Annotated in this window: 21 protein-coding genes, 3 pseudogenes and 1 riboswitch; of the genes and pseudogenes, 16 read left to right on the top strand and 8 right to left on the bottom strand. The window is 54.6% G+C overall.

The genetic code is table 11. The annotated features are described in order from the left end of the window. The 4 genes and pseudogenes from AAAU26_RS14595 to AAAU26_RS03100 form a co-directional block, all read right to left on the bottom strand. On the bottom strand, nt 1-179 hold a 179-nt coding region (locus tag AAAU26_RS14595; RefSeq protein WP_489705578.1), incomplete at its 3' end, for a ParB N-terminal domain-containing protein. Between the two features lie 396 nt (nt 180-575). Further along, nucleotides 576-1001: pseudogene (locus AAAU26_RS03110) on the bottom strand (plasmid mobilization protein); the annotation flags it as partial. Nucleotides 1002-1491: 490 nt separating this feature from the next. After that, on the bottom strand, nt 1492-2538 hold the full coding sequence (locus AAAU26_RS03105) for a phosphotransferase enzyme family protein (RefSeq protein WP_349180912.1): 1047 nt from the start codon (nt 2536-2538) through the stop codon (nt 1492-1494). 81 nt (nt 2539-2619) lie between these two features. Then, a complete protein-coding gene (locus tag AAAU26_RS03100) occupies nt 2620-3486 on the bottom strand; it encodes a helix-turn-helix domain-containing protein (RefSeq protein WP_227619554.1) in 867 nt (288 codons plus the stop codon). A gap of 125 nt (nt 3487-3611) precedes the next feature. Here AAAU26_RS03100 and AAAU26_RS03095 point away from each other — a divergent pair, with 125 nt between their 5' ends. The 16 genes and pseudogenes from AAAU26_RS03095 to AAAU26_RS03020 all read left to right on the top strand — a co-directional run. Further along, nucleotides 3612-3908 (top strand): hypothetical protein, encoded by a 297-nt coding sequence (locus tag AAAU26_RS03095; protein WP_227619553.1) that lies wholly within the window; start codon nt 3612-3614, stop codon nt 3906-3908. Next, on the top strand, nt 3905-5275 hold the full coding sequence (locus AAAU26_RS03090) for a carbohydrate ABC transporter substrate-binding protein (RefSeq protein WP_227619552.1): 1371 nt from the start codon (nt 3905-3907) through the stop codon (nt 5273-5275). Before AAAU26_RS03095 ends, AAAU26_RS03090 begins: the two co-directional genes overlap by 4 nt. An 87-nt stretch (nt 5276-5362) precedes the next feature. After that, nucleotides 5363-6247 carry a carbohydrate ABC transporter permease gene (locus tag AAAU26_RS03085; protein ID WP_227619551.1) on the top strand — a complete coding sequence of 295 codons (885 nt, stop codon included), beginning with the start codon at nt 5363-5365 and terminating at the stop codon, nt 6245-6247. A gap of 12 nt (nt 6248-6259) precedes the next feature. Beyond that, nucleotides 6260-7156 (top strand): carbohydrate ABC transporter permease, encoded by an 897-nt coding sequence (locus AAAU26_RS03080; protein WP_158396891.1) that lies wholly within the window; start codon nt 6260-6262, stop codon nt 7154-7156. 11 nt (nt 7157-7167) lie between these two features. Continuing rightward, nucleotides 7168-7359 (top strand): DUF6903 family protein, encoded by a 192-nt coding sequence (locus AAAU26_RS03075; RefSeq protein ID WP_149794688.1) that lies wholly within the window; start codon nt 7168-7170, stop codon nt 7357-7359. A 29-nt stretch (nt 7360-7388) separates the two neighbouring features. Then, a complete protein-coding gene (gene gnpA, locus AAAU26_RS03070; protein WP_227619550.1) occupies nt 7389-9548 on the top strand; it encodes a 1,3-beta-galactosyl-N-acetylhexosamine phosphorylase in 2160 nt (719 codons plus the stop codon). Nucleotides 9549-9708: 160 nt separating this feature from the next. Next, a pseudogene (locus tag AAAU26_RS03065) lies at nt 9709-9831 on the top strand (type I restriction enzyme endonuclease domain-containing protein); the annotation flags it as partial. Nucleotides 9832-9951: 120 nt separating this feature from the next. Beyond that, nucleotides 9952-10491 (top strand): DUF6036 family nucleotidyltransferase, encoded by a 540-nt coding sequence (locus AAAU26_RS03060; protein ID WP_005927020.1) that lies wholly within the window; start codon nt 9952-9954, stop codon nt 10489-10491. Next, nucleotides 10479-11018 (top strand): transcriptional regulator, encoded by a 540-nt coding sequence (locus tag AAAU26_RS03055; RefSeq protein WP_227619548.1) that lies wholly within the window; start codon nt 10479-10481, stop codon nt 11016-11018. Before AAAU26_RS03060 ends, AAAU26_RS03055 begins: the two co-directional genes overlap by 13 nt. A gap of 18 nt (nt 11019-11036) precedes the next feature. Further along, nucleotides 11037-13052, top strand: a complete 2016-nt coding sequence (locus AAAU26_RS03050) for a recombinase family protein (RefSeq protein ID WP_227619547.1) — start codon at nt 11037-11039, stop codon at nt 13050-13052. Then, nucleotides 13009-13842: a pyridoxamine kinase gene (locus AAAU26_RS03045; protein WP_227619546.1), complete on the top strand. Its 834-nt coding sequence runs from the start codon at nt 13009-13011 to the stop codon at nt 13840-13842. Before AAAU26_RS03050 ends, AAAU26_RS03045 begins: the two co-directional genes overlap by 44 nt. 6 nt (nt 13843-13848) lie before the next feature. Further along, the gene (locus AAAU26_RS03040; protein ID WP_227619545.1) at nt 13849-14355 is read left to right on the top strand and encodes a tRNA (cytidine(34)-2'-O)-methyltransferase; all 507 of its coding nucleotides are present in this window, start codon (nt 13849-13851) and stop codon (nt 14353-14355) included. Next, nucleotides 14346-15236, top strand: a complete 891-nt coding sequence (locus AAAU26_RS03035; protein ID WP_320443585.1) for a DegV family protein — start codon at nt 14346-14348, stop codon at nt 15234-15236. Before AAAU26_RS03040 ends, AAAU26_RS03035 begins: the two co-directional genes overlap by 10 nt. Before the next feature lie 115 nt (nt 15237-15351). Next, nucleotides 15352-15453, top strand: a riboswitch (PreQ1-III riboswitch). Between the two features lie 7 nt (nt 15454-15460). Further along, nucleotides 15461-15988 carry a QueT transporter family protein gene (locus tag AAAU26_RS03030; RefSeq protein ID WP_015564872.1) on the top strand — a complete coding sequence of 176 codons (528 nt, stop codon included), beginning with the start codon at nt 15461-15463 and terminating at the stop codon, nt 15986-15988. 263 nt (nt 15989-16251) lie between these two features. Further along, nucleotides 16252-17595, top strand: a complete 1344-nt coding sequence (locus tag AAAU26_RS03025) for an MATE family efflux transporter (RefSeq protein ID WP_227619543.1) — start codon at nt 16252-16254, stop codon at nt 17593-17595. A 167-nt stretch (nt 17596-17762) separates the two neighbouring features. Further along, nucleotides 17763-17903, top strand: a pseudogene (locus AAAU26_RS03020) (helix-turn-helix domain-containing protein); the annotation flags it as partial. Between the two features lie 64 nt (nt 17904-17967). Here AAAU26_RS03020 and AAAU26_RS03015 read toward each other — a convergent pair. The 4 genes from AAAU26_RS03015 to AAAU26_RS03000 form a co-directional block, all read right to left on the bottom strand. Next, nucleotides 17968-19590, bottom strand: coding sequence for a recombinase family protein (locus AAAU26_RS03015; RefSeq protein ID WP_097782878.1), 1623 nt, complete (start codon nt 19588-19590; stop codon nt 17968-17970). A gap of 96 nt (nt 19591-19686) precedes the next feature. Beyond that, complete coding sequence (locus tag AAAU26_RS03010; protein ID WP_097782879.1) at nt 19687-19980, bottom strand: hypothetical protein; 294 nt, start codon at nt 19978-19980, stop codon at nt 19687-19689. A gap of 17 nt (nt 19981-19997) precedes the next feature. After that, nucleotides 19998-21263, bottom strand: coding sequence for a plasmid recombination protein (locus AAAU26_RS03005; RefSeq protein ID WP_227619541.1), 1266 nt, complete (start codon nt 21261-21263; stop codon nt 19998-20000). A 365-nt stretch (nt 21264-21628) separates the two neighbouring features. After that, nucleotides 21629-21901 (bottom strand): primase-like DNA-binding domain-containing protein (locus tag AAAU26_RS03000; RefSeq protein WP_489705577.1); only part of this gene is annotated, 273 nt, incomplete at its 5' end.

Genomic DNA, 21901 nt, shown 5'->3' with positions numbered 1-21901 from the left:
GGATGCTTCTGAAGAATCGCATAACGATTGTGACCGTCAACAAGTGTATTGTTCCACACGATCAAAGGAGAGAGCAGTTTGCCCTCTTTCAGGATATTTTCTTCAAGCTGCTTAAATTCATCATCGGTCAGAGGGGGAATCTGGGACTGGAACTCCGGGTCGATTTTCAGGTTGATCATATGCACACTTCTTTATCTCTCCTGCTGCGCCGGTTCTTCCTCCCGGAAAAAGGACGCAACATTCTGCTTTGCGGTTTTCAGCTTGAGCAGTTCCTCTTTAGCTTCCTTGTACTGCTCGTAAAACTTTGCCTTTTCGGATGCCAGCTGCGAATACTCGGCTTCCAGCTTTTTCGGGCTGGGCAGCTTGGTGAGGTTGTTTGCCTTGAAATAGGCTGCTGCCGCCCGGTACGCTGTCAGCTCTGCACGGTGCTGCTCCTCAAAGGCTGCGGGTCGCTTGGCGGTCTTTAACTGCTGTGCGACATTCTTGGTGCTGGTATAGGCTGCGACATGATAGCGCAGCGCTTTGTTGGCTTTCATGCGACCATCGAGGTCTTTCACTACTGCCAGCGAGTCGTGGTATGCTTGAGCGTTGCCATACAGTTCACCCAGAACTTTCTCGGCGCTGAGCCGGAATGCGGTCAGGTCTGCAAGTTCGTCAAGGAGTTTCGCCCGGATCTGCTCGGTGTCCGCACCGCCGGAATTGAAGTGCCTTGCAAGTTGGTTAAGGTTTCCGCCCACCTTGCTGCACTGGGCAAGCAAAGTGGAAACAGCGGTCAGGGTTTCTTCTCCGCCGCCGGCAACGATGACCGGTTTCTCGATTTTGACGTTGTGGATGGCTCGGCGGATGAAAGTGGAGAGGGAGAGATTCAGGAGTTTGCAAGTGAGTTCCAGTGACGCTTTTTCCTCCGCTGTCACACGGAACTTGATGACGTGCGTTTTGTTGTTCGGCGTGTCGTGGTGCTGGGAATTGCTGGGAATCGGTTGAACATTCGTTTTGGTCATTGTACCTCCTGTCTGTTCGATAACTCCTCGGTGAAGTTATGTAAAGCACGACACGCCGTTTGTTCGCGCCATCAGGCGCGAACTATGAGCAGGGTTTGGGGCAGGCACGCCCCAACAAGATCACTTCGGAAATGCAGACGCATTGAAGAAGTGAAGTCCCGGTGGAACACAACATTTTCAAGAATTGAAAATTTGTGGCCACGGGACGGTTCTTGCCCTCTACCGCTGCGCTCAAAACGCATTTTCAACAAATGTTTCCAAATTATTAAGACGCAAAAAATAAGTAGCGGGGCTCTGCTCATGTAATGAGGTCACCGTTTGCTCCGAACGAAGTTCCTGCCCCTGTTTGTGCAGCGGTGTTGTCCGGCTCGCCCACACAAAGTGTGAGGTCATGGCGCAGTAGGGATAAGCTGTAAAAAGAAGCATGGACGCCCCCGAAAAGGAGAGCGTCCATGCTTCTTGCTGTATCTGAATGGAGGAGATTGCGAAATCAGTGATTGTCCGGACAGACGATTTCCAGCATCTGATCGAAAACCTCTTCCATCTGCCGCACCAGTGTGAACTGGGTGCGGGCGCGGTCGAGGTTGTGATCCGGGCGAGCAATATGGAAATAATGGTCGCCCTCCAGATAGTCAGTCAGAAAACGGATGCCGCATTCCAGTGTCATGAGCCTTGCACCCCATGCAAGGCTCTTTTTTTCTGCCATGCTCATGGATGCCCCGGCAGTGGAGAGATACCCTTTGGCGAACACTTCGTACAGATGCAGGTCAAAATGGACTTTGCTCTGGTCAGGTTCGTCCTCAGCGCAGTCGTTGGCACCGGTGCGGATGGAATCGCCGAAGTCGTAGGCCGAAAGTCCCGGCATCACGGTGTCGAGGTCAATGACACAGATGCCTTTTCCGGTAGCGGCATCGATGAGGACATTGTTGATCTTGGTGTCATTGTGGGTGACGCGCAGAGGAATTTCGCCAGCTGCCAGCTGATCCAGCAGGACATAGCAGTCCTGCTCCCTCGCATGGATAAATTCGATTTCCGACGTGATATTTTTTGCCCGGCCCAGTGCATCGGCGGCGAGGGCTTTTTCAAAATTGGCATAGCGGTTGGGCGTGTCGTGGAAGCGGGCGATGGTTTCGTGGAGGGTGGAGGCCGGGTAATCCTCCAGCTGGTTCTGGAATTTGCCCAGTGTCTCGGCCACGGTGCGGAAGTCGGTTTCGCTGCCGACCTGCTGCAAACAGATAGTATCTTCTACAAAGTTGTAGGCACGCCATGCGCCGCCGTCTGCATCCAGATAGCAAGTCGACCCCGACAAAGTTGGGATGACATTCAGCGTTTCCCGTGCTGGGTCGCCGCCCTCGGCAAGAATTTTTGCCCGCAGATGCCGGGTCACGCCGCAGACATTCTCCATCAGGCCCACCGGGTTAGTAAAGGTATCTGTGTTGATGCGCTGCAAAATAAAGCGTTTGGAATGATCTTCCCGCCAGACCACAAAGGTGTCGTTGATGTGCCCCTCACCATAGTGGTGAGCATCGCAGAGCACAGGCCCGCCAAAATCAAAGGCATTTGCAGCAGACTGGAGCAGAGAAAGGGAACGGATTTCATCATAAATTTCTCGTTTTCGTTATACTTCATGCCGTTTTGACGGGGCAGGGCGTTGTCCCTGCCGCACCTGACGGCGGTATTCATTGGGGGTCAAGCCTTCCGCCTTGCGGAAGCATTGGGAAAAATAGCTGGGAGAGGAAAAGCCCATCAACTCGCTGATCTGCGCCAGACTGTAACCGGTGTTGCCCAGCATATACTTGCTTTCCTCGATGCGGCGGCGGTTCAGATAGGTGATGGGAGAGATGCCATACTCTTTTTGGAAGGTATGGGCCAGATAGTATTTGTTGATGTGGGCGATTTCGGCAAGGGCATCCAGCGAGATATCTTCGCGGTAGTTGCTGTCCAGATACCGCTTGATCTCCACACACTCCCGGCTGTCGGAGCGGGGCGTTTCCTCTACCTGCAAAGAAAGCGTGGTACACCGCACCAGCCAGATGAGCAACACTTCCAGCAGATCCTGACAGACCGTTTCGCAGCCGTCCAGACTGCGGTCAGCTTCGGCCAGCAGCATATGGAGCAGCGTCACCATCCGCTCCCGATTTTCCCGGCAGTTGAATATGGCGTAGGAAGAATCTGATTTTCCAAATAAGATCTCGATGCCAGCAACGCCCAATACAATGTATTCCAGAGGTGAAGCATTCAGGCTCAACTCGGTATGCTCTACCTGCGGATTGACGATAATCATATCATCCGGTTTGACCGGATAAAGCTGACCGCTTAGATAAAACTGACCTTCTCCGCTCAGACAGTAGAACAGCTCTGTGCAGGAATGGGTGTGGGCAGTACTGTTCCAATCGCCGCCAAATTTGCTTTTGCTAATGTACAGCAGCCGGAAGGATTCCCGTGGAGCGGGAGCATGGCGGATATCAAATCGCTCGGTACTCATAAATGGCTCCTTTTGAGGCAAAACGCAAAAACTATAAAAATAAAAGCAAGATACTAAAAATGCAAGCCTAAAAACGATGCGTTTTTTCGTGCGTTTTTTCTCATTATAGAGGCAATGAAGAAAAAATGCAAGCCCTGATTTTTGGACGGGTTCAATACTTTTGCCTTCGATATAGTGCAAAAAATATGTCAAACTGGTTACAGGCGGGGAAAATGTACCAAAACTACAGTACAAATTTTATTGCTTTTGCTGAAAGAATTTCCAAAAAAGCAATATTTCTAAAAAATGAAACAACAAAGACCTTGTTGCGAACCGTAAAAACCTCTATATTGGAAGCAGAAAAAACCACAGCCCCTTCGGACGAAGCCTGTTTGCCCCGGCTGTGTTTTGAACGGAACTTTATGATGGAGGATACACTATGAAACGCATTTCTCGTCGCAATTTTCTGAAAGTGGCTGGCGTGGGTGCCGCTGCACTGAGCCTGGCTGCCTGTGGTGGTGCTGCCAGCTCCACCGCGTCCAGCACGGCATCTTCTGCCGCTACTTCTTCCGCAGTGGCTGCGGACGTCACCATCAAGGTTGCCGCCATCGAGACCGGCTATGGCGCTGAGATGTGGAAGAAGGTCACCGAGGCCTTTACTGCTGAGACCGGCATCAAGGTGGAGCTGACCACCGACAAGAAGCTGGAGGACGTCATCGGCCCCTCCATGCAGGGCGGCGATTACCCCGATGTGATCCATCTGGCCACCGGCCGTGAGGCTGCCCTGACCGAGCAGTTCATCAAGGGCAACCTGATCGCGGACATCACCGATGTTCTGAGCATGACCGTGCCCGGCGAGAGCAAGAAGGTGAGCGAGAAGATCGCCGGCGGCTTTACCGACACCTCCCTGACCAACCCCTACGGCGACGGCAAGACCTATCTGGCCCCCATGTTCTACAGCCCCTGCGGCCTGTTCTACAACGCCGGTTTCCTGAAGGAAAAGGGCTGGGACGTGCCCAAGACCTGGGACGAGATGTGGGCACTGGGCGACAAGGCTGCCGCTGAGGGCACCTACCTGTTCACCTACCCCACCACCGGCTACTTCGACGCCTTCTTCTACGCGCTGATGTACGCCGCAGGCGGCCCCGACTTCTTCAACAAGGCTACCCACTACGAAGAAGGCATCTGGGACACCCCCGAGGCAAAGACCTGCTTTGATATCGTGGCAAAGCTGGCTTCCTACACCAACCCCATCACCCCCGCACAGGCCAACGATCAGGACTTTACCCAGAACCAGCAGCTGGTGCTGGACAACAAGGCCCTGTTTATGCCCAACGGCACCTGGATCGTGGGCGAGATGGCCGAAGCACCCCGTGCAGACGGCTTTGAGTGGGGCATGACCGCTCTGCCCGCTGTCAAGGCCGGCGGCGACAGCTACAGCTACACCTGGTTCGAGCAGGCATGGATCCCGGCAGGTGCTGAGCATCTGGATGCAGCCAAGCAGTTCGTGGCGTACCTGTATAGTGACGAAGCCTGCAAGCTGTTCGCCGAGAGCGGTGCGATCCAGCCTGTGCTGGGCATTGCCGATGATCTGGACGGCGACAACAAGATGTTCTACTCCATCTATGATAACGGCGCAAAGGCAGCTATGGGCAACTTTGCAGCCTTCAGCGCCATCCCCGGCGTGGAAGTCCGCACCGTGTTCTTCGATCCCGTCAACTCGCTGGTCTCCGGCAGCATGACCGAGCAGCAGTGGATCGATGGCATCAAGTCCGCCAGCGACCAGATGCGCGCCAACATCATCGAGTAATTAAGCCCTGCCCAGCGGGGGCGGTTTTTACCGCCTCCGCTTTTTTGGGCTGTACAGTACCATCAAGAAAGGAGCGGTCAATCCCCTATGAGAACGGATAAAAGCCGCAAACGGTTCGTATTCCTCTGTGTGGCACCGGCTACCATCCTGTTTTTCCTCTTTATGATCCTGCCCACCCTCAACGTGTTCCGCATGAGTTTGTATGAGCGAGGTGCCTATTCTCCCAACGAGACCTTTGTGGGGCTCAAAAACTTCCAGCATCTGCTGAAAGATACCCAGTTCATCCGCTCCATGCAGAATATGATCCTGCTCGTGGTGGTGGTCACCATCGTCACCTTTGCGTTTGCACTGGTGTTTGCAGCCATCCTGACCCGCGAAAAGATCAAAGGGCAGAACTTCTTTCGCATCATCTTCTACATCCCCAACATCCTGTCGGTGGTCGTCATCTCCGGCATCTTCTCTGCCATCTATAAGCCGGAAAATGGCATGCTGAACAGCATCATCGGCCTGTTCCGCAACATGAGCGACCCCATCCTGTGGAAGGGCGAAAAACTGGTCATCCCCTCCATCATCATTGCCATGGTGTGGCAGGCCATCGGCTACTACATGGTCATGTACATGGCCTCCATGTCTGCCGTGCCCATCAGCCTGTACGAGAGCGCCAATCTGGACGGTGCCGGGCGGCTGACCCAGTTCTTCCAGATCACCATCCCCCTCATCTGGACGAACATCCGCACCACCCTGACCTTCTTCATTATCTCCACCATTAACATGGCGTTCCTGTTTGTCAAGGCCATGACCAGCGGCGGGCCCAACGGCGCATCGGATGTGGCGCTGAGCTATATGTACAGCCAGAAAGACGCTGGCCTGTATGGTTATAGTATGGCCATCGGCGTGGTCATCTTCCTGTTCTCGTTTGCGCTGTCCGCCTGTGTCAACAAGGCCACCAGCCGTGACCCGCTGGAATTTTAAGGAGGGAAGAAGATGCAGAATACCACCGAAAAATCTTCCCGCTCTGCGGAAGGTCTGTACAAGTTTTTCATCTATTTTGTGCTGGTTCTGCTGGCCGTGACCATCATCGTGCCGGTGGCATGGGTGTTCATGGCCTCCATCAAGCAGAACGCCGAGTTCTACGGCAACCCCTGGGCATTGCCCGCCGGGTTCTACTGGCAGAACTTCGTCAACGCATGGAACGGCGCGAAAATGGGCGAATATATGCTCAACTCGGTCATCGTCACCGCGCTGGCGCTGGCACTGTTGCTGGTCGTTGCCCTGCCCGCCGCCTACTGTCTGTCCCGCTTCCACTTCAAGGGGCGCAAGATACTGAACACCTTGTTCATGGCGGGCCTGTTCATCAATGTGAACTACATCGTGGTGCCCATCTTTTTGATGCTGCGGGACAGCGATGTGTGGCTGAAAGGCCATTTCGGCAGCGGCTTTCTGCTGAACAATCTGGTGGTGCTGGCGGTGGTATACGCCGCCACCGCGCTGCCCTTTACCATCTACCTGCTGTCGGGCTACTTTGCCACCCTGCCCCACGACTTTGAGGAGGCGGCCTACATCGACGGTGCGAGCTATTTCTCCACCATGACCCGCATCATCTTCCCCATGGCAAAGCCGTCCATCATCACCATTATCCTGTTCAACTTCCTGTCCTTCTGGAACGAGTATATCATTTCCATGACCCTCATGAGTTCTACCAGCGCACCCCGCACCCTGCCGGTCGGCCTGCTGAACCTGATGCAGGCCCAGCAGAGTGCGGCGCAGTACGGCACCATGTATGCCGGTTTAGTGCTGGTGATGCTGCCCACCCTGATTTTGTACATCTGCGTGCAGCGGCAGCTGACGCAGGGCATGACCGTGGGCGGTCTGAAAGGGTAAGGTGACAAACGATGAAAGCATTCTGGAAAAACAATCCTGCCCTGCGCATCGTGCTGATGATCGTGCTGTTTGTGCTGTCCATTGCACTGGTGGTCGCAGGCTGGAAAATGACCGGGCAGCTGGCTGGTCTTGGCATTATGCTCTTGGGCGTGGCGTTGCTGCTGGCAGTGCTGGCCATCTACAATGCGACCTATCAGGATTGAGGATAAGAGAGAGGTAAAGGAGAATCCCTATGGATGAAACAAGAAAGTCCGGGCGCGTGACAATCCCCACCGACTTGGACGTGGTGCCCGAAACGCTGGAAATTCTGAAAAAGTGGGGTGCAGACGCCATCCGCGACTGCGACGGCACCGACTTTCCGCAGCAGCTGAAGGATGCCGATGCAAAGATCTACTCCACCTATTATACCACCCGCAAGGACAACGCATGGGCCAAGGCGAACCCGGACGAGGTACAGCAGTGCTACATCATGACCGGCTTCTACACCGCTCCCGGCGACACCGTGACCATCCCGCTGATGAAGGGCATCAGCCCGGAGCTGATGCAGGTGAACACCAACGATGACATCACCCGCTGGTGGGAGGTCATGGACCGAACCACCGGCCAGCCCGTGCCGCCGGAAAAGTGGAGCTATGCGGACGGCAGCGTGACCGTGCAGGCCGTGCCGTTCCATGAATATACGGTCAGCTTTCTGGCCTACCTCATCTGGGATCCGGTACACATGTACAATGCCACCACCAACGGATGGACGAACTTTGAGCATCAGATCACCTTTGATGTCCGTCAGCCCAAGACCCACAAGTATTCGATGGAACGTCTGCGGAAGTTCATCCAGGAGCATCCGTATGTGAACGTCATCCGCTACACCACCTTCTTCCACCAGTTCACCCTGATCTTCGACGAGCTGAAGCGGGAGAAGTTCGTGGACTGGTATGGCTACTCTGCTTCGGTCAGCCCTTATATCCTCAACCAGTTTGAGCAGGAAGTGGGCTACAAGTTCCGCCCGGAGTACATCATCGATCAGGGCTACTATAACAACCAGTACCGGGTGCCCAGCAAGGAATTTCGGGATTTTCAGGCCTTCCAGCGCCGCGAGGTGGCAAAGCTTGCCAAGGAGATGGTGGACATCACCCACGCGTGCGGGTGCGAAGCCATGATGTTCCTCGGCGATCACTGGATCGGCACCGAACCTTTCATGCCAGAGTTCAAGACCATCGGCCTGGATGCCGTGGTGGGCAGCGTGGGCAACGGCTCCACCCTGCGCCTGATCTCTGACATTGAGGGCGTGAAGTACACCGAGGGCCGTTTCCTGCCGTACTTCTTCCCCGACACCTTCCACGAGGGCGGCGACCCGGTGCGGGAAGCCAAGGAGAACTGGGTTACAGCCCGCCGCGCTATCCTGCGCAAGCCCATCGACCGCATCGGCTATGGCGGCTATCTGAAACTGGCCTTGCAGTTCCCGGAGTTCGTGGACTACGTGGAGAGCGTCTGCAACGAGTTCCGCGAACTGTACGAGAACATCAAGGGTACCACACCCTACTGTGTCAAGCGAGTGGCCGTGCTGAACTGTTGGGGTAAAATGCGGGCTTGGGGCTGTCACATGGTGCATCACGCCCTCTATTACAAGCAGAACTATAGCTATGCCGGTGTCATTGAGATGCTGTCCGGTGCGCCCTTTGATGTGAAGTTTATCAGCTTTGAGGATATCAAGAACGACCCGCATCTGCTGGATTCGTTGGATGTCATTATCAATGTCGGCGATGCCGACACCGCACACACCGGCGGCATCTGGTGGGAAGACCCGGAGATTTCCTCCGCTATCCGCAAGTTCGTCTGGAACGGCGGCGGCTTTATCGGCGTGGGTGAGCCTTCCGGTCACCCGTATCAGGGCCACATTCTCCAGCTTGCCACTGTGCTGGGCGTGGAGGAAGAAAACGGCTTCACCCTGAACTACGACAAATACAACTGGGAGGAGCACCCCGACCACTTTATCCTGCAGGACGCCGACCAGCCCGTGGACTTTGGCGAGGGCAAAAAGAACATCTACGCCCTCGAAGGCACCGAGGTGCTGGTGCAGCGGAACAAGGAAGTGCAGATGGCCGCCCACGACTTTGGCAAGGGGCGTGCCGTGTACATCAGCGGCGTGCCGTACAGCTTTGCCAACAGCCGTACCCTGTACCGTGCTATCCTGTGGAGCGCCCACAGTGAGGAAGAGCTGCATACATGGTTCAGCTCCAACTACAACGTGGAGGTGCACGCCTACGTCAAAAACGGCAAGTACTGCGTGGTGAACAACACCTACGAGCCGCAGGATACCACCGTTTACACCACCGGCGGCAGCAGCTTTGCGCTGCATCTGGACGCAAACGAGATCAAGTGGTATGAGATCTAAGTTCTCCTTTTCATAAACGAACACAACGGGCAGCTCTGTTACCAGAGCCGCCCGTTGTGTTTGCTGTATCTGCCGATAACTCAACCTGTGTCAATCGAACGCTGCAATGGAGATGGCTGGAAACGCAGAAATTCAGTAATGCGAGCGTAATAGACCTGCAAAAAAAGAAACTGCCCGTGCGAGTATGCGTAAGATGGTGAAACACTTACTGAAAAAATTTAAGTATCCACCGGTGGCATATGATACGGCAATCAGCACGATCATTAGCCAGTGTGAGATGTGAACTGACAACATGGTAGTATGAATTGTATGAAATGTCGTTGATTTGTGCTTGACAATCGGATTCCTTTTCTGTAAAATGATTTTAGAAAATACTATTATTGAAAATACGAAAGGCTGTTTTATGGGCAAGATGATCTTAGATGACCTCCGCAAGCGTCTGGAACGTCTGGACGAAGACGCAGATCTGATGATCGACAATAACGACCGCTATCAGATGGTGATCGTAGGCGGCAGTGCGTTTATTTTGCTGGGCAAGCTGACCCGCGCTACTCATGACATTGATGCCTTGAGTGTTCCGAAAGAACTGTATAGCTTGCTCGGCAAGTACGACATCAACACCGATGTGGAAGCTTACATCGACAATTTCCCGTATAACTTCCAAGACCGGCTCCAGCCGCTGCCCTTTGGTGGAACAAAGGTACAGTTCTACACACCCAGTCTGGAGGATTTGGTGATTGCAAAGCTCTGCTCGTTCCGGGATACTGACAAGGCAGACGTAGAGAGCGAAGCTGTGCGGAACTCTTTGGATTGGGACTTGCTGGAACACCTTGCAACGGATGAAGATGAACTGAAAGCCAGCATCTTGAACGATTGGCGGTATCGGGATTTTTATATCCGTTATCAGGAGTATGTGGAGAGGTGGAGACCATGCGAAAGCTGACATTTGAGGGCTTCTTGAAGCAGTATGTGGCAGAGCTTTCCGGGGTGCAGACGGCTAGTATTCATAAGCTGGCAGATTGTCTGAGCGAGAATCCCCGCCTGAAAGAACCGCTGTTTCTCTATGCTTTGGCCTATGATAAAGTAGATTTATTGCTCCACTATACTGCAAACAGCACGGTCGTTGCGGAATATGAGCGGCTTTCTAATCGCTACTTGCTGGCGAAAATGCTGCTGCTCTTGGAAAAACAATCTCCTGAACTGCCGGAGGGCTATTTGAAGGTCTGGCGCAGCTATTGCTCGGTGCGGGATGCCGCCCTTGCGGACAATGACACGAAAGAACTGATCCATCGCCGGGTATTGGAACTTCAGCAGAAAAAGAAACTGACGAATTATCGCCTTTACACTGACCTGAGGCTGAATCCGGGCAATGTGAATGCATGGCTCAAACACAACGATTCCAGCAAAATGAGCCTTGACTGTGCACGGCAGATCTACAAGTATGCAAAAAGCTACCCGTCTGTTCGATAAGAAAAAGGAAGTGAGTCTATGACCGCCGTAATTTACGCCCGCTATTCCAGCGATAACCAGCGCGAAGAATCCATCGAAGGGCAGATTCGGGAATGTACGGCTTATGCGGAAAAGAACGGCATCACGGTCATCAAGCACTACATTGACCGTGCATTCTCTGCAAAAACGGACAATCGCCCGGAGTTCCAGCAGATGATCAAAGACAGCGGCAAGAAGCTGTTTGATGTTGTTCTCGTCTGGAAATTTGACCGCTTTGCCCGGAATCGTTTTGATAGCGCAAACTATAAGATGATCCTGAAAAAGAACGGTGTCCACCTGATTTCCGTTATGGAACCCATTGCTGAGGGTTCACAGGGCATTCTGGTGGAAACCCTTCTAGAGGGTATGGCAGAATACTATTCGGCAGAGCTGTCCGAAAAAGTGATTCGTGGTCAGACCGAGAACGCCTTGAAGGGTAAGTGCACTGGCGGTACGGGAACCATTGGCTATAAAATCGACGATGCCAAGTTCTATCATCTTGACCCGTTGACTGCTCCGCTGGTGCTGGAAGCCTTTCAGCGGTATGACAACGGTGATAAGATGGTGGAAATCGTAAACTTCCTCAACGATAAGGGCGTCCGCAATATGCTGGGCGGCAAAATGACCCACAGTAGTGTGAACACCATGTTGAAGAACCGCCGGTACATTGGAGAATTGTCTTTCCGGGACATCGTTGTGCCGGATGCAATTCCGGTTATTGTTCCGAAAGACCTGTTTGACCGGGTGCAGAAGCGTCTGGATAAGAATAAGCGTGCCCCTGCCTGTGGCAAGGCAGACGAGGAATATCTGCTGACCACCAAGCTGCTCTGCGGCAAGTGTGGTGCGCTGATGTTCGGCGAAAGCGGAACCAGTGCCACCGGACGCACCTACTATTATTATAAATGTGCCAACGTCAAGCGCCGCAAGGGCTGCAATAAAAAGACCGTGCAGAAGGACTGGCTGGAAGATCTGGTCGTCCGGGAGACCATGAAGCTGATTCAGGACGATGCGATGATCGACAAGATCGTTCAACTGGTCATGGATGTCCAGAATCAGGAGAACACCACGATCCCGCTGCTGGAAAAGCAACTGCGAGAGGTCAACAAAAAGTTGGACAACCTGATGAAGGCAATCGAGGACGGCTTGTACACCCGGACAACGAAAGAGCGTCTGGAAGCGCTGGAAATCCAGAAAGATGAGCTGACTGTAAAAATCGCAGATGAAAAATTGAAGAAGCCCAGCTTCAATGAGGATTTCATCCGATTCTGGCTGATGAAATTCAGAAAGTTCGATATTTCGCAGAAAAAGCAGCGGAAAGCGCTGATTGAAATTTTTATAAATGCCATTTTCCTGTACGATGACCGGATGCTAATCACGTTCAACTACAAGGATGGCACCCAAACCGTCCGATTTGAGGACGCTTTGACGGCTGATGGGGTAGAAGGAAAAAGTTCGGATTTGTCCAGCTCTGCTGGACCAAGAGCCAGCAGATTTATCTGCTGGCTTTTTTGCTGCAACAAAAGGCCGGGGCAGGGGAGAACCCTCTGTCCCGGCCTTTCTGCGCGATGCGGGGGCCGTCAGCCCTCCATCTTGCGCTCCACGAAGTCGCCCACCATCTTGTCCAGCTGGCTCACGGCGTGCTCGGCACCTTTGGCGATCTTGCGGGCGGTGCGGCGCATCTGGCGCTGGCTCGTGTTGGTGGCCATGACGCCGGCGGCACCCAGTGCGGCACCGGCGGCCATGCCGATCAGGAGCGGGGCAGTGGAGCTTGTGTGTTCGTTTTTCATAGGAGGCACTCCCTTCGAATCAAAATTTTTGGGCTGCGAGGATAGTATTTCCGCCAAAGGATTCACTATACGCTTTTTTTGTGCAGGAAAATGTGGTATACTGTATGATATGCTGATAAACTGGGCCGGTTATGGGCTGGCTTGGTTTATGGGAAAAGGCATATTCTGCGAAGGAGGTTTCTTTTTTGCTGAAGATAACGGAACCGAAAAAAGTTCTCTGCATCCATGACCTTTCCGGTGTGGGACGCTGCAGTCTGGCGGTCATCCTGCCGGTGCTCAGCGTCATGGGCGTCCAGCCGGTGGCGCTGCCCACGGTGGTGCTCTCCACCCACACCGGCGGCTTCGGGACACCGGCCCGTCTGGACGGCTGCGCCTACGGCGAGGCCGCACTGGAACATTACCGGGAGCTGGGGCTGAGCTTCGACTGCATTTACACCGGCTACCTCGGAGGCGAGGAGCAGGCCGCGCTGGCCGAAAAGGCCTTTGACCTCTGGCCATCGGCCTATAAGGTGGTAGACCCTGTGATGGGCGACAACGGCAAGGCTTACTCTACCGTGACCCCGGCCTTCATCGACCGGATGCGGCAGCTCTGCCGCCGGGCCGACCTCATCCTGCCCAACGCCACCGAGGCCGGCCTGCTGCTGGAAAAAGAGCTGCCCGCCCAGCTGGACGAGGAAGGCGCCCGGGCGCTGGCCGATGAGTTGGCGGCGTCGCTGACCCCCAACGTGGTGGTCACCGGCCTGCAACTGGACAAGTACATCGCCTGCGCCGGTGCAGGCCGCGACCGCTTCGTGGTCAAGAAGCTGCATATTGCCCGCAGCTTCCCCGGCACGGGCGACCTCTACGGTGCGGTGCTCATCGGCTCGCTCATCCAGGGCAATGCCCTGAGCGCGGCGGCAGACAACGCGGCAGAGTTCGTGGCGCTGGCCATCCAGAAAACGCCCTGCGACCAGGACACCCGCTTCGGCGTCTGGTTCGAGCCGCTGCTGCCCCGCCTGTGTCCGATGCGGGAGGAGTAAACAGCGATGAATGAAAAACCGACCCTGAACATCGTTCTGGTGGAGCCGCGCATCCCTCAGAACACCGGCAACGTGGCCCGCACCTGTGCCTGCACGGCCTGCCGCCTCCATCTGGTGGGGCCGATGGGCTTTGCCATCGACGATAAGAAGCTCAAGCACGCCGGGCTGGATTACTGGCACTATCTGGACATCAGCTACTACGACAGTCTGGATGACTTCTTCTCGAAGAACGATGGGCCTTTCTACTACTTTACGACCAAAGCGCCCCAGCGCTACACCGACATCGCCTACCCGGACGGGGCTTACCTCGTGTTCGGGCGGGAAGATGCCGGTCTGCCGGAAGCGCTGCTGGCAGCCGATCAGGAGCATTGCATCCGGATGCCCATGCGGGACACCTGCCGCAGCCTGAACCTGTCCAACAGCGTCGCCGTGGGCGTATACGAGGTACTGCGCCAGTGGGACTTCCCGGAGCTGCTGGACCACGGCCACCTGCGAGACTACGAATGGAAATGAGGAACACTATGAGCAAAATCGCGATTTTGACCGACTCCTCCTGCGACATCCCGCAGGAGCTGGCCGAGAAATACGGCATCGACATTATGGGCTTCCACATCCTGCTGGACGACGAAGACATCGTGGAGCGTGAAAAGTACACCCCCGAGGAGTTCTACGACAAGATGCGCGCCGCCAAGGGCATCCCCTCCACGGCTGCCATCACCCCCATCCAGTTCTGTGAGAAATACTGCCAGTATGTGGATGAGGGCTACACCGATGTCATCCATGTCCCCATCAACCGCTCCGGTTCTTCCACCTACAACAACGCCGTCATGGCGCAGGGGATGCTGAGGGAGGAGCGCCCGGAACACCACCTGAACATCCATCTGCTCGACCCCCACACCTACTCGATGGTGTTCGGCTGGTATCTGTGCGAGATGGCCCGCAAACTGCAGAACGGCGCGGAGCTTCGCCACGTCATCAGCGAGTTTGAGACCCAGATGAACAAGATGGAGGTCATCCTCGGACCCTACAGCCTCAAACAGATGAAGAAGAGCGGCCGCATCTCTGCCGCCGCCGCGGTCATGGGCGAGCTGATGGGCATTCGTCCCATCATCACCCTCATCGACGGCAAGACCAGGGTGGAGAGCAAGGTGCGCGGCGACGACAAGGTCATCCCCGCCATGATCGACCTGTGCAAAAAACGCACCGAGGGCGTGGAGGACTTCGATTATATGATCGGCCACACCTCCATCCCCCAGGCCGCTGAGCTGGAAAAAGCCTGCCGCAAAGCCTTCGGCAAGGCTCCGCTCACTACCTTCAATCTGGGCGGCGTCGTTTCGGCCAACACCGGCCCCGACACCCTTGCGCTGGTCTATGTGGGTAAGCCCCGGGACTGAGCATATCACGGAAAGACTGCTGCTGTGCGGCAGTCTTTTTTCGTATCGCCGTTGCATTCCGGCCCAAACTATGGTATAATTTTTCACGCTGTGCCTGCGGGTACGGCTCCTTAAAGAGCAACTTAGGATTTTAGGCTCCCCGGCATGTCTCGAACCATGCCGGGCCAAACCCACGGGGGCTGGCGGTCCCCGCGCGGTCAAAATCAAACCGCTGGAGTTATACTATGAAAAATCAGAACCTTTCCGTCCGTAAACTGGCCCGCTGCGGCATGGTCGCAGCCCTTTACGTCGTGCTCTGCATGGCACTGCAGCCGTTCTCTTACGGCGCGGTGCAGGTGCGTGTGGCCGAGGCGCTTTGCCTGCTGCCCGTGTTTGGTGCCGAGTACATTTTCGGCGTAGTGCTGGGCTGCTTCCTGGCGAACCTGCTGGGCTCCACCATCGTGGACGTCATCTTCGGCACTCTGGCCACCCTGCTGGCCTGCCTCGTGACCTACAAGCTGCGGAACATCCGCTTCAAGGGTCTGGCCCTTGCGGCCTCGCTGCCCCCGGTGGTCTTCAATGCCGTCATCATCGGCATCGAGATCGCGGTGATGTTCCCGGACCCCTCTTCCAGCGCACCCCTCTGGCTGGCCTGCGTCACCAACGGCATCTCCGTGGGCATCGGTGAGCTCATCAGCTGCACCGTGCTGGGCGTTCTGCTGGTCCGCATCATCGAGGCAAGCCCGGCGGTCAGGAAGGTCTTCGAGTCCTGAACCTGATCCCTTCCGGCGGGCGGGCCTGATCGAGCAGGCCCTCTGCCGGGGCATGAAAGGCTATTTTATCGGGTTGCTCGGCCTTTCGGACGATCGATATAGAACGGTGAAGCGCCGCACGGGAAACTGTGCGGCGCTTTTTCTGCTCCTTGACTTTACAACAATGAAGTGCTTTATTATAAAGCATGGAAAGGAAGCCTGCCTGCAGTTCCGGCGCAAATCCTGGTGCGCGGGGAGGGGAGAGGGCAGGCAGAACGGAATACATGGAAAAAGACCTCACCAGCGGCAGCGTGCTGAAAAACATCTTCACTTTCTCGCTGCCCTATCTGTTCTCGTACTTTTTGCAGACCCTCTACGGCATGGCAGACCTCTTCATCATCGGCCGGTTCGAGGGGGTGGCAAGCACCACCGCTGTCTCCATCGGCAGTCAGGTGATGCATATGCTCACCGTGATGCTGGTGGGCGTGGCGATGGGTACCACCGTCTGCATCGGTCGGTCCGTGGGCGCAGGCGACAAACAGCAGGCCGCGAAGGTCATCGGCAACACTGTCACCCTCTTTATGGTGGGCTCTGTGGTGCTGGCGGCGGCGCTGGTGGGCCTCGTGGACCCCATCGTCCGGCTCATCTCTACCCCGGAGGAGGCCGTGGCCGGCACGGCGGCCTACCTCACCATCTGCTTCATCGGCATCCCCTGCATCACAGCCTATAACGTACTGGCGTCGATTTTCCGGGGGATGGGCGACTCCCAAAGCCCCATGTACTTCATCGCCGCGGCCTGCGTGGTGAACATCGGGCTGGACTTCTTCTTCATGGGGGCGCTCCGCCTCGGCCCGGCAGGCGCAGCACTTGGCACGACGCTCTCGCAGGCCGTGAGCGTTTTGCTGGCCCTCTGCGTCATTTTGAAGCGCAAGAGCATCAGACTGTCGAAAAGCGACTTTTGCCCCCGGAAGGCCACGATGAAAGACATCCTTTCCATCGGCCTGCCGGTGGCGGCGCAGGACGGCTTTATTCAGGTGTCCTTCATGCTCATCACCATCATGGCGAACCAGCGCGGCCTTACCGACGCGGCGGCGGTGGGCATCGTAGAAAAGATCATCAGCTTCCTCTTCCTCGTCCCCAGCTCCATGCTCTCTACCGTGTCGGCGCTGGGCGCCCAGAACATCGGCGCGGGCAAGTACGACCGGGTGGACGACATCCTCCGGTACGCCATCACCATCGGCGTGGGCTTCGGTGCGGTGATGGCCCTTCTGATGCAGTTCGTCGCCCCCAGTGTGGTGCGGCCCTTCACCTCCGATGAGGCGGTGGTGAAGGCCGGTGCGGCCTACATCCGCAGCTACATCTTCGACTGCCTGTTTGCGGGCATCCAGTTCAGCTTCAGCGGCTATTTCTGCGCCTGGGGCAGGTCGGGGCTGTCGTTTCTGCACAACACCCTCTCCATCCTGCTGGTGCGTGTGCCGGGCGCATGGCTGGCCTGCCGGTTCTTCCCCCAGACCCTCGTGCCGATGGGTCTTGCCCCGGCCTGCGGCTCGCTGTTCTCCAGCATCGTCTGCATCCTGCTCTACCGCTGGATGAAGAGGCAGAATAAACCCACAGGGGACAAGGATTGAGTCCGCGCCGAAACGTGGTAGAATAATATTACCAGTGAAACATTAGGAATTTTACACAAAGAAACGAAAGAGCGCTGATTCTACTGCGCGTCGGTTGCACGGGAGGGTGCGGACCGGTACAATGAAGCCAGAAACGGACGAAGAACGTCCGACAGGAGGCAAAACGTATGTACGAACTGGACAAGGCTGCATTCGGCCATTTTCTGGCACAGCTGCGCAGAGAAAAGGGGATGACCCAGAAGGAGCTTGCCGCGACGCTGTACGTGTCCGACAAGGCCGTCAGCAAGTGGGAACGGGGAGAATCCCTCACTTAAAGATATTGGTTATGTACTAGGTGTGCAACCGTTCGATTGCACACCCTTTTATAATGCGTCACTCGACTTTGCCGATAAAACGGTAAAAAATTTCAACTTCCTGTTCTCTGGTGCCATCTTCATGCTTGACAGCTTCGTGAATGAGAATCTTTTCAATCAGAGCATTTAGAAGTTCGGCGGTCAATTGTGTGGGGTTGACGTACTTTTTCATCAACTCAATCCACTTTTCAGCGTCAACAGCGGTCTGAACGGCTGCATCAAGTTCGGCTTGAAGTTCTTGAATCTTTTCGTCCAGTTCATGCTGTTCTGCCTGATACTTTTCGGACAGCATATTGAAATTGTACTCCGTAATGCGTCCAACAGACCAGTCCTCATACATTTTGGCGAACAGGTTGTCCACCTCTGCCTTACGCTTTGTGGCCTTTTTGAGTTCGGCAGTCTGTTTTTTCTTGGCGGTGTTGCGTTCTTTGTCGCTGGCATTCAGTAAACGCTGCAAGAGTTTATCTCCATCCTGCTGTGCTTGCTGCGACCAATACTGCACTCTTGCCAGAATATAGGTGTACAGCACATCATATCGAATATAGTGCATGGAACATTGGTGAAGGCCCTGTCCGTTTTTGCTGCAATGGTAATAGCCGTAGGGCTTTTTGTTCTGCTTATTCATACCATAGGCCATCGACCAGCCGCAATCCGCACATTTTACAAGCCCGGAAAAGATTTGCGTTGTTCCGTCTTTCTGTTTTCTACGGCGATGAGCAATCTGCTCCTGCACCTGTCGGAACACATCCGCAGAGATAATAGCTTCGTGGGTGTTCTCCACACGATACCATTCCTCCTGCGGCTTCCGCACCTTTTTCTTGTTCTTGAAAGAGATGTTGCTCTGCTTATTGTGAACGCTGTGACCGATATAGGTTTCTTCTTTCAGGATACTTTTGACCTGCGCTACCGTCCATGCGTAGGACTTCTCTTCCGACGCTCCTGCATAGATGTTAGCAAATGTGCCATACCGCTGAAAATTCAACCAGCCGGGAGTGGGAACCTTTTCATCTACTAAAATATGGGTGATGCTGGCCGCACCGTGTCCATGCACCGCAAGATCAAAGATTTTCTCAATGATCCACTTCGTTTCCGGGTCTACCAGAAGATGCCCTGACTTGTCGGGGTCTTTGATATATCCCAGAGGAGCGTATGCACCATAGTGCGCACCGTTCGCAAATCTTGTCCGCATAGCGGCCTTGACTTTTTTGCTGGTCTGGCGAGCGTGCATCTCATTCAGGATGTTCAGGAACGGAGCGAGTTCGCTTTCGCCGTTGAGAGTGTCCACATTATCGTTGACAGCAATATAGCGGACACCTTTACTCGGAAAGTAGATCTCCGTGTACTGACCTGTCAGAATATAGTTTCGACCTAAACGGGATAAATCCTTTGTTACAACGCAGTTGATTTTGCCTTCCTCAATATCGTCGATCATCCGTTGAAAGCCCGGTCTGTCAAAGTTGGTGCCAGACCAACCATCATCGATATATTCGCCAACAACGGTCAACCCGTGTTCCTCTGCATACTGACGAAGCATCATGCGCTGGGTCTGGATGCTGCCGCTTTCACCCTGCAATTCATCGTCACGGCTTAGTCTAAGGTACAGTGCAGTGTTATAGATCATCGTATTGTTAGGCTGTTTCATAGTAGAGCCTCCTTCTTAAAAGAAACAGCCCACGCTTACAATACTTCTGCTTCCATTATACCGTAAGTGTGGGCTGGATTCAATTCGTTTTTATCATCAGGCGCATCGGTTAGCTGAATACTGAATCACATCTTCCAGCAGTGTGCCGACTGATTTTCCATTTTCTGCGAAATGTTCGGTCATTTTGATTTTGGTGTTGCCACAGTAAAAATAGAGCGTACCGTCTGGCTCTTTAACATAGTAAGACGTGTTCTCAAGAGTAGGTTCGGGACCCGCGTACTCCGAATCCTGCCATTCTTCGAGTAAATTGACAGGTGGTTCACAAATAGGCTCATAACAGGAGCAAAGGTCAATCGCATCGTTCATCATATCAGTGCTTCTATTATCCATTCAGTATCCTCCGAAAATCAAAGTTCCATATCCTGCCCATGCCTGCGGTTTCGCTGTGGCACATTCATGGTGCACTCCTGCTTGGGGGCAAGAATCTTTTCCAGAAAACCGCGCACCAGTTCTGGCGCACGGCGCATAGCATCCAGATAGGGTTTCACGTCGTACCACAGGTCGTGGTACTTGTTGCTCCAACGAACGGCCTCCTTCTTGGCCGTGGAAAGTTCTTCTTTCAGGCGACGGTTCTCCACGTCCATCATATAGCCGTGGTCAGCCTGTTTTTTTAGCTTGGAAAATTCTTCTTCGGTCAGCGAATAGTTGCCGAGGAATGTGCGCTTGCCAATATAATCCAGATCGCGCGCATGAATGAGGGCTTCTTTCGTGAGTGTAGTCTTTTTCTGAACAGCGGCAAGTTCCTTCTCCTTTTTGGAGAGGGTCTGACAGGTTTTAGCAAGCGACTGTGCTTGCTGGTCGGCTTGAGCAGTCAGGGTGTCCAGCCGTTCCTGCTCCCTCTGAACTTTGAACTGGGTGACGGTCAGGTGTTCTTCGGTGCTGCCGCGTTCACCGCGCTCTACATCCGTGTACCCGGCGTTGCGCATATAGTTGAAGAAATCGTCTTGCAGGACACTGTACGACTTCTTCAGGACGGGCTTGCCATTCTTTTGCAGGACAGGCTTTCCGGCATCGTCCAGCAAGGGCTTGGATGCCCACTTCTTGCTTCGGCTGACCTGCATGACGGTCTCCTTGATTGTGCCGACCAACGCCTTGTCCTTGCAGCGTTTCGACCAGAGGATCTGCTTTTCAACCACAGGCACATAGACCACATGGAGGTGGTAGTGGTAGACCTCCCGGCCTAGTGCTTCGGTCATGGCACGGTTGATCTCATCGGAGTGCATGACTGCCGAAAGGATATACTGCTCACCACCAACGATCTGAACGGCTGCTCTGTAGGCATCCTCATAGAACTGTTTGGCGAACTCATAGCCGCCGTGGTTGTCAAAGTAGGCTGAGTTGACATCAAAGACAAGTTCGCAGTAATGGGTGGCATCCGGCTTCAGGCCGCGCGTGGAGATGGTTCCATCGGCTTCCAGTTGGGCGAACAGGTCAGTATAGCTGGCGGTTGGCTTCTTGAAGTGGACGTTCCATGCAGCGCGCTGGGGGATAATGTCGGGGTTCCGATAGCTGTCCTTTTCACGCTCGTTGTGCTGCTGGGTGTTGCCAACAGCCTTATCCGAAACGGCGAGATTTCGGACACTGGTGCGGTCAATACCATCATTTCTTGCCAAAAGGCATCCCTCCTTTCAAGGTTCATCGGGAGGTGACGGGGAACGGAGATGCACTTCTGCGGAAGTGTAATAACCCACTATGACACTTTCATCCCTGCGGTCTGCAAAGTGTAGTGGGCTCTCCGAGGGGAAACGTCTCCTGCGGGAGAGTTACAATCAAGTTCGCACAATGCGAACTTGATTGCTCCGTACGCATCTGAAAAAATTGCGTACGGAGTTCAAATAACCTGTACGGTTCGTACGGCGTACGGACAAGCGAAATATAAGCGATAATACGTTTTAATTTTCTACAATCTGCCGTACAAGTGCGTACAAGTACAGACCGTACAGGTTGTACGAACTTCTTCCGTGAAAAAATGCACTTTTTACGGACAGGGGTGGACAAGCGGTTCGATGCCTACAAAACCCCGCACCCTGCGGCCACCGGGCAGATAGATGTTGTTGGTGGCTTCAAGATTGTAGCGGCGGTCATTCTGGCGCAGCTCTGCGCTGAAACGAATCGCCGATACGCTGTGGCAGGCGTTGTCCTCGCACCACTGCTTGTAAATGTCGTAGAACTCCTTGGAGCTGATGGAGTAGTCCGCCTTGAAACGGAAGTAGCCCTCGGACTCCATGAAGTCGATGACATTGTTGCTGCT

The sequence above is a fragment of the Faecalibacterium longum genome, from assembly GCF_040094125.1.
GTDB classification, from domain to species: Bacteria; Bacillota; Clostridia; order Oscillospirales; family Ruminococcaceae; genus Faecalibacterium; species Faecalibacterium longum.
The sequence above is the reverse complement of the archived record's forward strand: the minus strand, read 5'-3'. Positions and strand labels throughout refer to the sequence as shown.

Bases quoted from the DNA above. Each gene is read 5' to 3' on its own strand.
- AAAU26_RS03050 (WP_227619547.1), top strand. From the start codon at position 11,037: ATGACCGCCGTAATTTACGCCCGCTATTCCAGCGATAACCAGCGCGAA.
- AAAU26_RS03035 (WP_320443585.1), top strand. From the start codon at position 14,346: ATGGAAATGAGGAACACTATGAGCAAAATCGCGATTTTGACCGACTCC.
- AAAU26_RS03080 (WP_158396891.1), top strand. From the start codon at position 6,260: ATGCAGAATACCACCGAAAAATCTTCCCGCTCTGCGGAAGGTCTGTAC.
- AAAU26_RS03040 (WP_227619545.1), top strand. From the start codon at position 13,849: ATGAATGAAAAACCGACCCTGAACATCGTTCTGGTGGAGCCGCGCATC.
- AAAU26_RS03030 (WP_015564872.1), top strand. From the start codon at position 15,461: ATGAAAAATCAGAACCTTTCCGTCCGTAAACTGGCCCGCTGCGGCATG.
- gnpA (WP_227619550.1), top strand. From the start codon at position 7,389: ATGGATGAAACAAGAAAGTCCGGGCGCGTGACAATCCCCACCGACTTG.
- AAAU26_RS03010 (WP_097782879.1), bottom strand. From the start codon at position 19,980: ATGGATAATAGAAGCACTGATATGATGAACGATGCGATTGACCTTTGC.
- AAAU26_RS03100 (WP_227619554.1), bottom strand. From the start codon at position 3,486: ATGAGTACCGAGCGATTTGATATCCGCCATGCTCCCGCTCCACGGGAA.
- AAAU26_RS03015 (WP_097782878.1), bottom strand. From the start codon at position 19,590: ATGAAACAGCCTAACAATACGATGATCTATAACACTGCACTGTACCTT.
- AAAU26_RS03090 (WP_227619552.1), top strand. From the start codon at position 3,905: ATGAAACGCATTTCTCGTCGCAATTTTCTGAAAGTGGCTGGCGTGGGT.
- AAAU26_RS03095 (WP_227619553.1), top strand. From the start codon at position 3,612: ATGCAAGCCCTGATTTTTGGACGGGTTCAATACTTTTGCCTTCGATAT.
- AAAU26_RS03025 (WP_227619543.1), top strand. From the start codon at position 16,252: ATGGAAAAAGACCTCACCAGCGGCAGCGTGCTGAAAAACATCTTCACT.
- AAAU26_RS03055 (WP_227619548.1), top strand. From the start codon at position 10,479: ATGCGAAAGCTGACATTTGAGGGCTTCTTGAAGCAGTATGTGGCAGAG.
- AAAU26_RS03075 (WP_149794688.1), top strand. From the start codon at position 7,168: ATGAAAGCATTCTGGAAAAACAATCCTGCCCTGCGCATCGTGCTGATG.
- AAAU26_RS03060 (WP_005927020.1), top strand. From the start codon at position 9,952: ATGGGCAAGATGATCTTAGATGACCTCCGCAAGCGTCTGGAACGTCTG.
- AAAU26_RS03085 (WP_227619551.1), top strand. From the start codon at position 5,363: ATGAGAACGGATAAAAGCCGCAAACGGTTCGTATTCCTCTGTGTGGCA.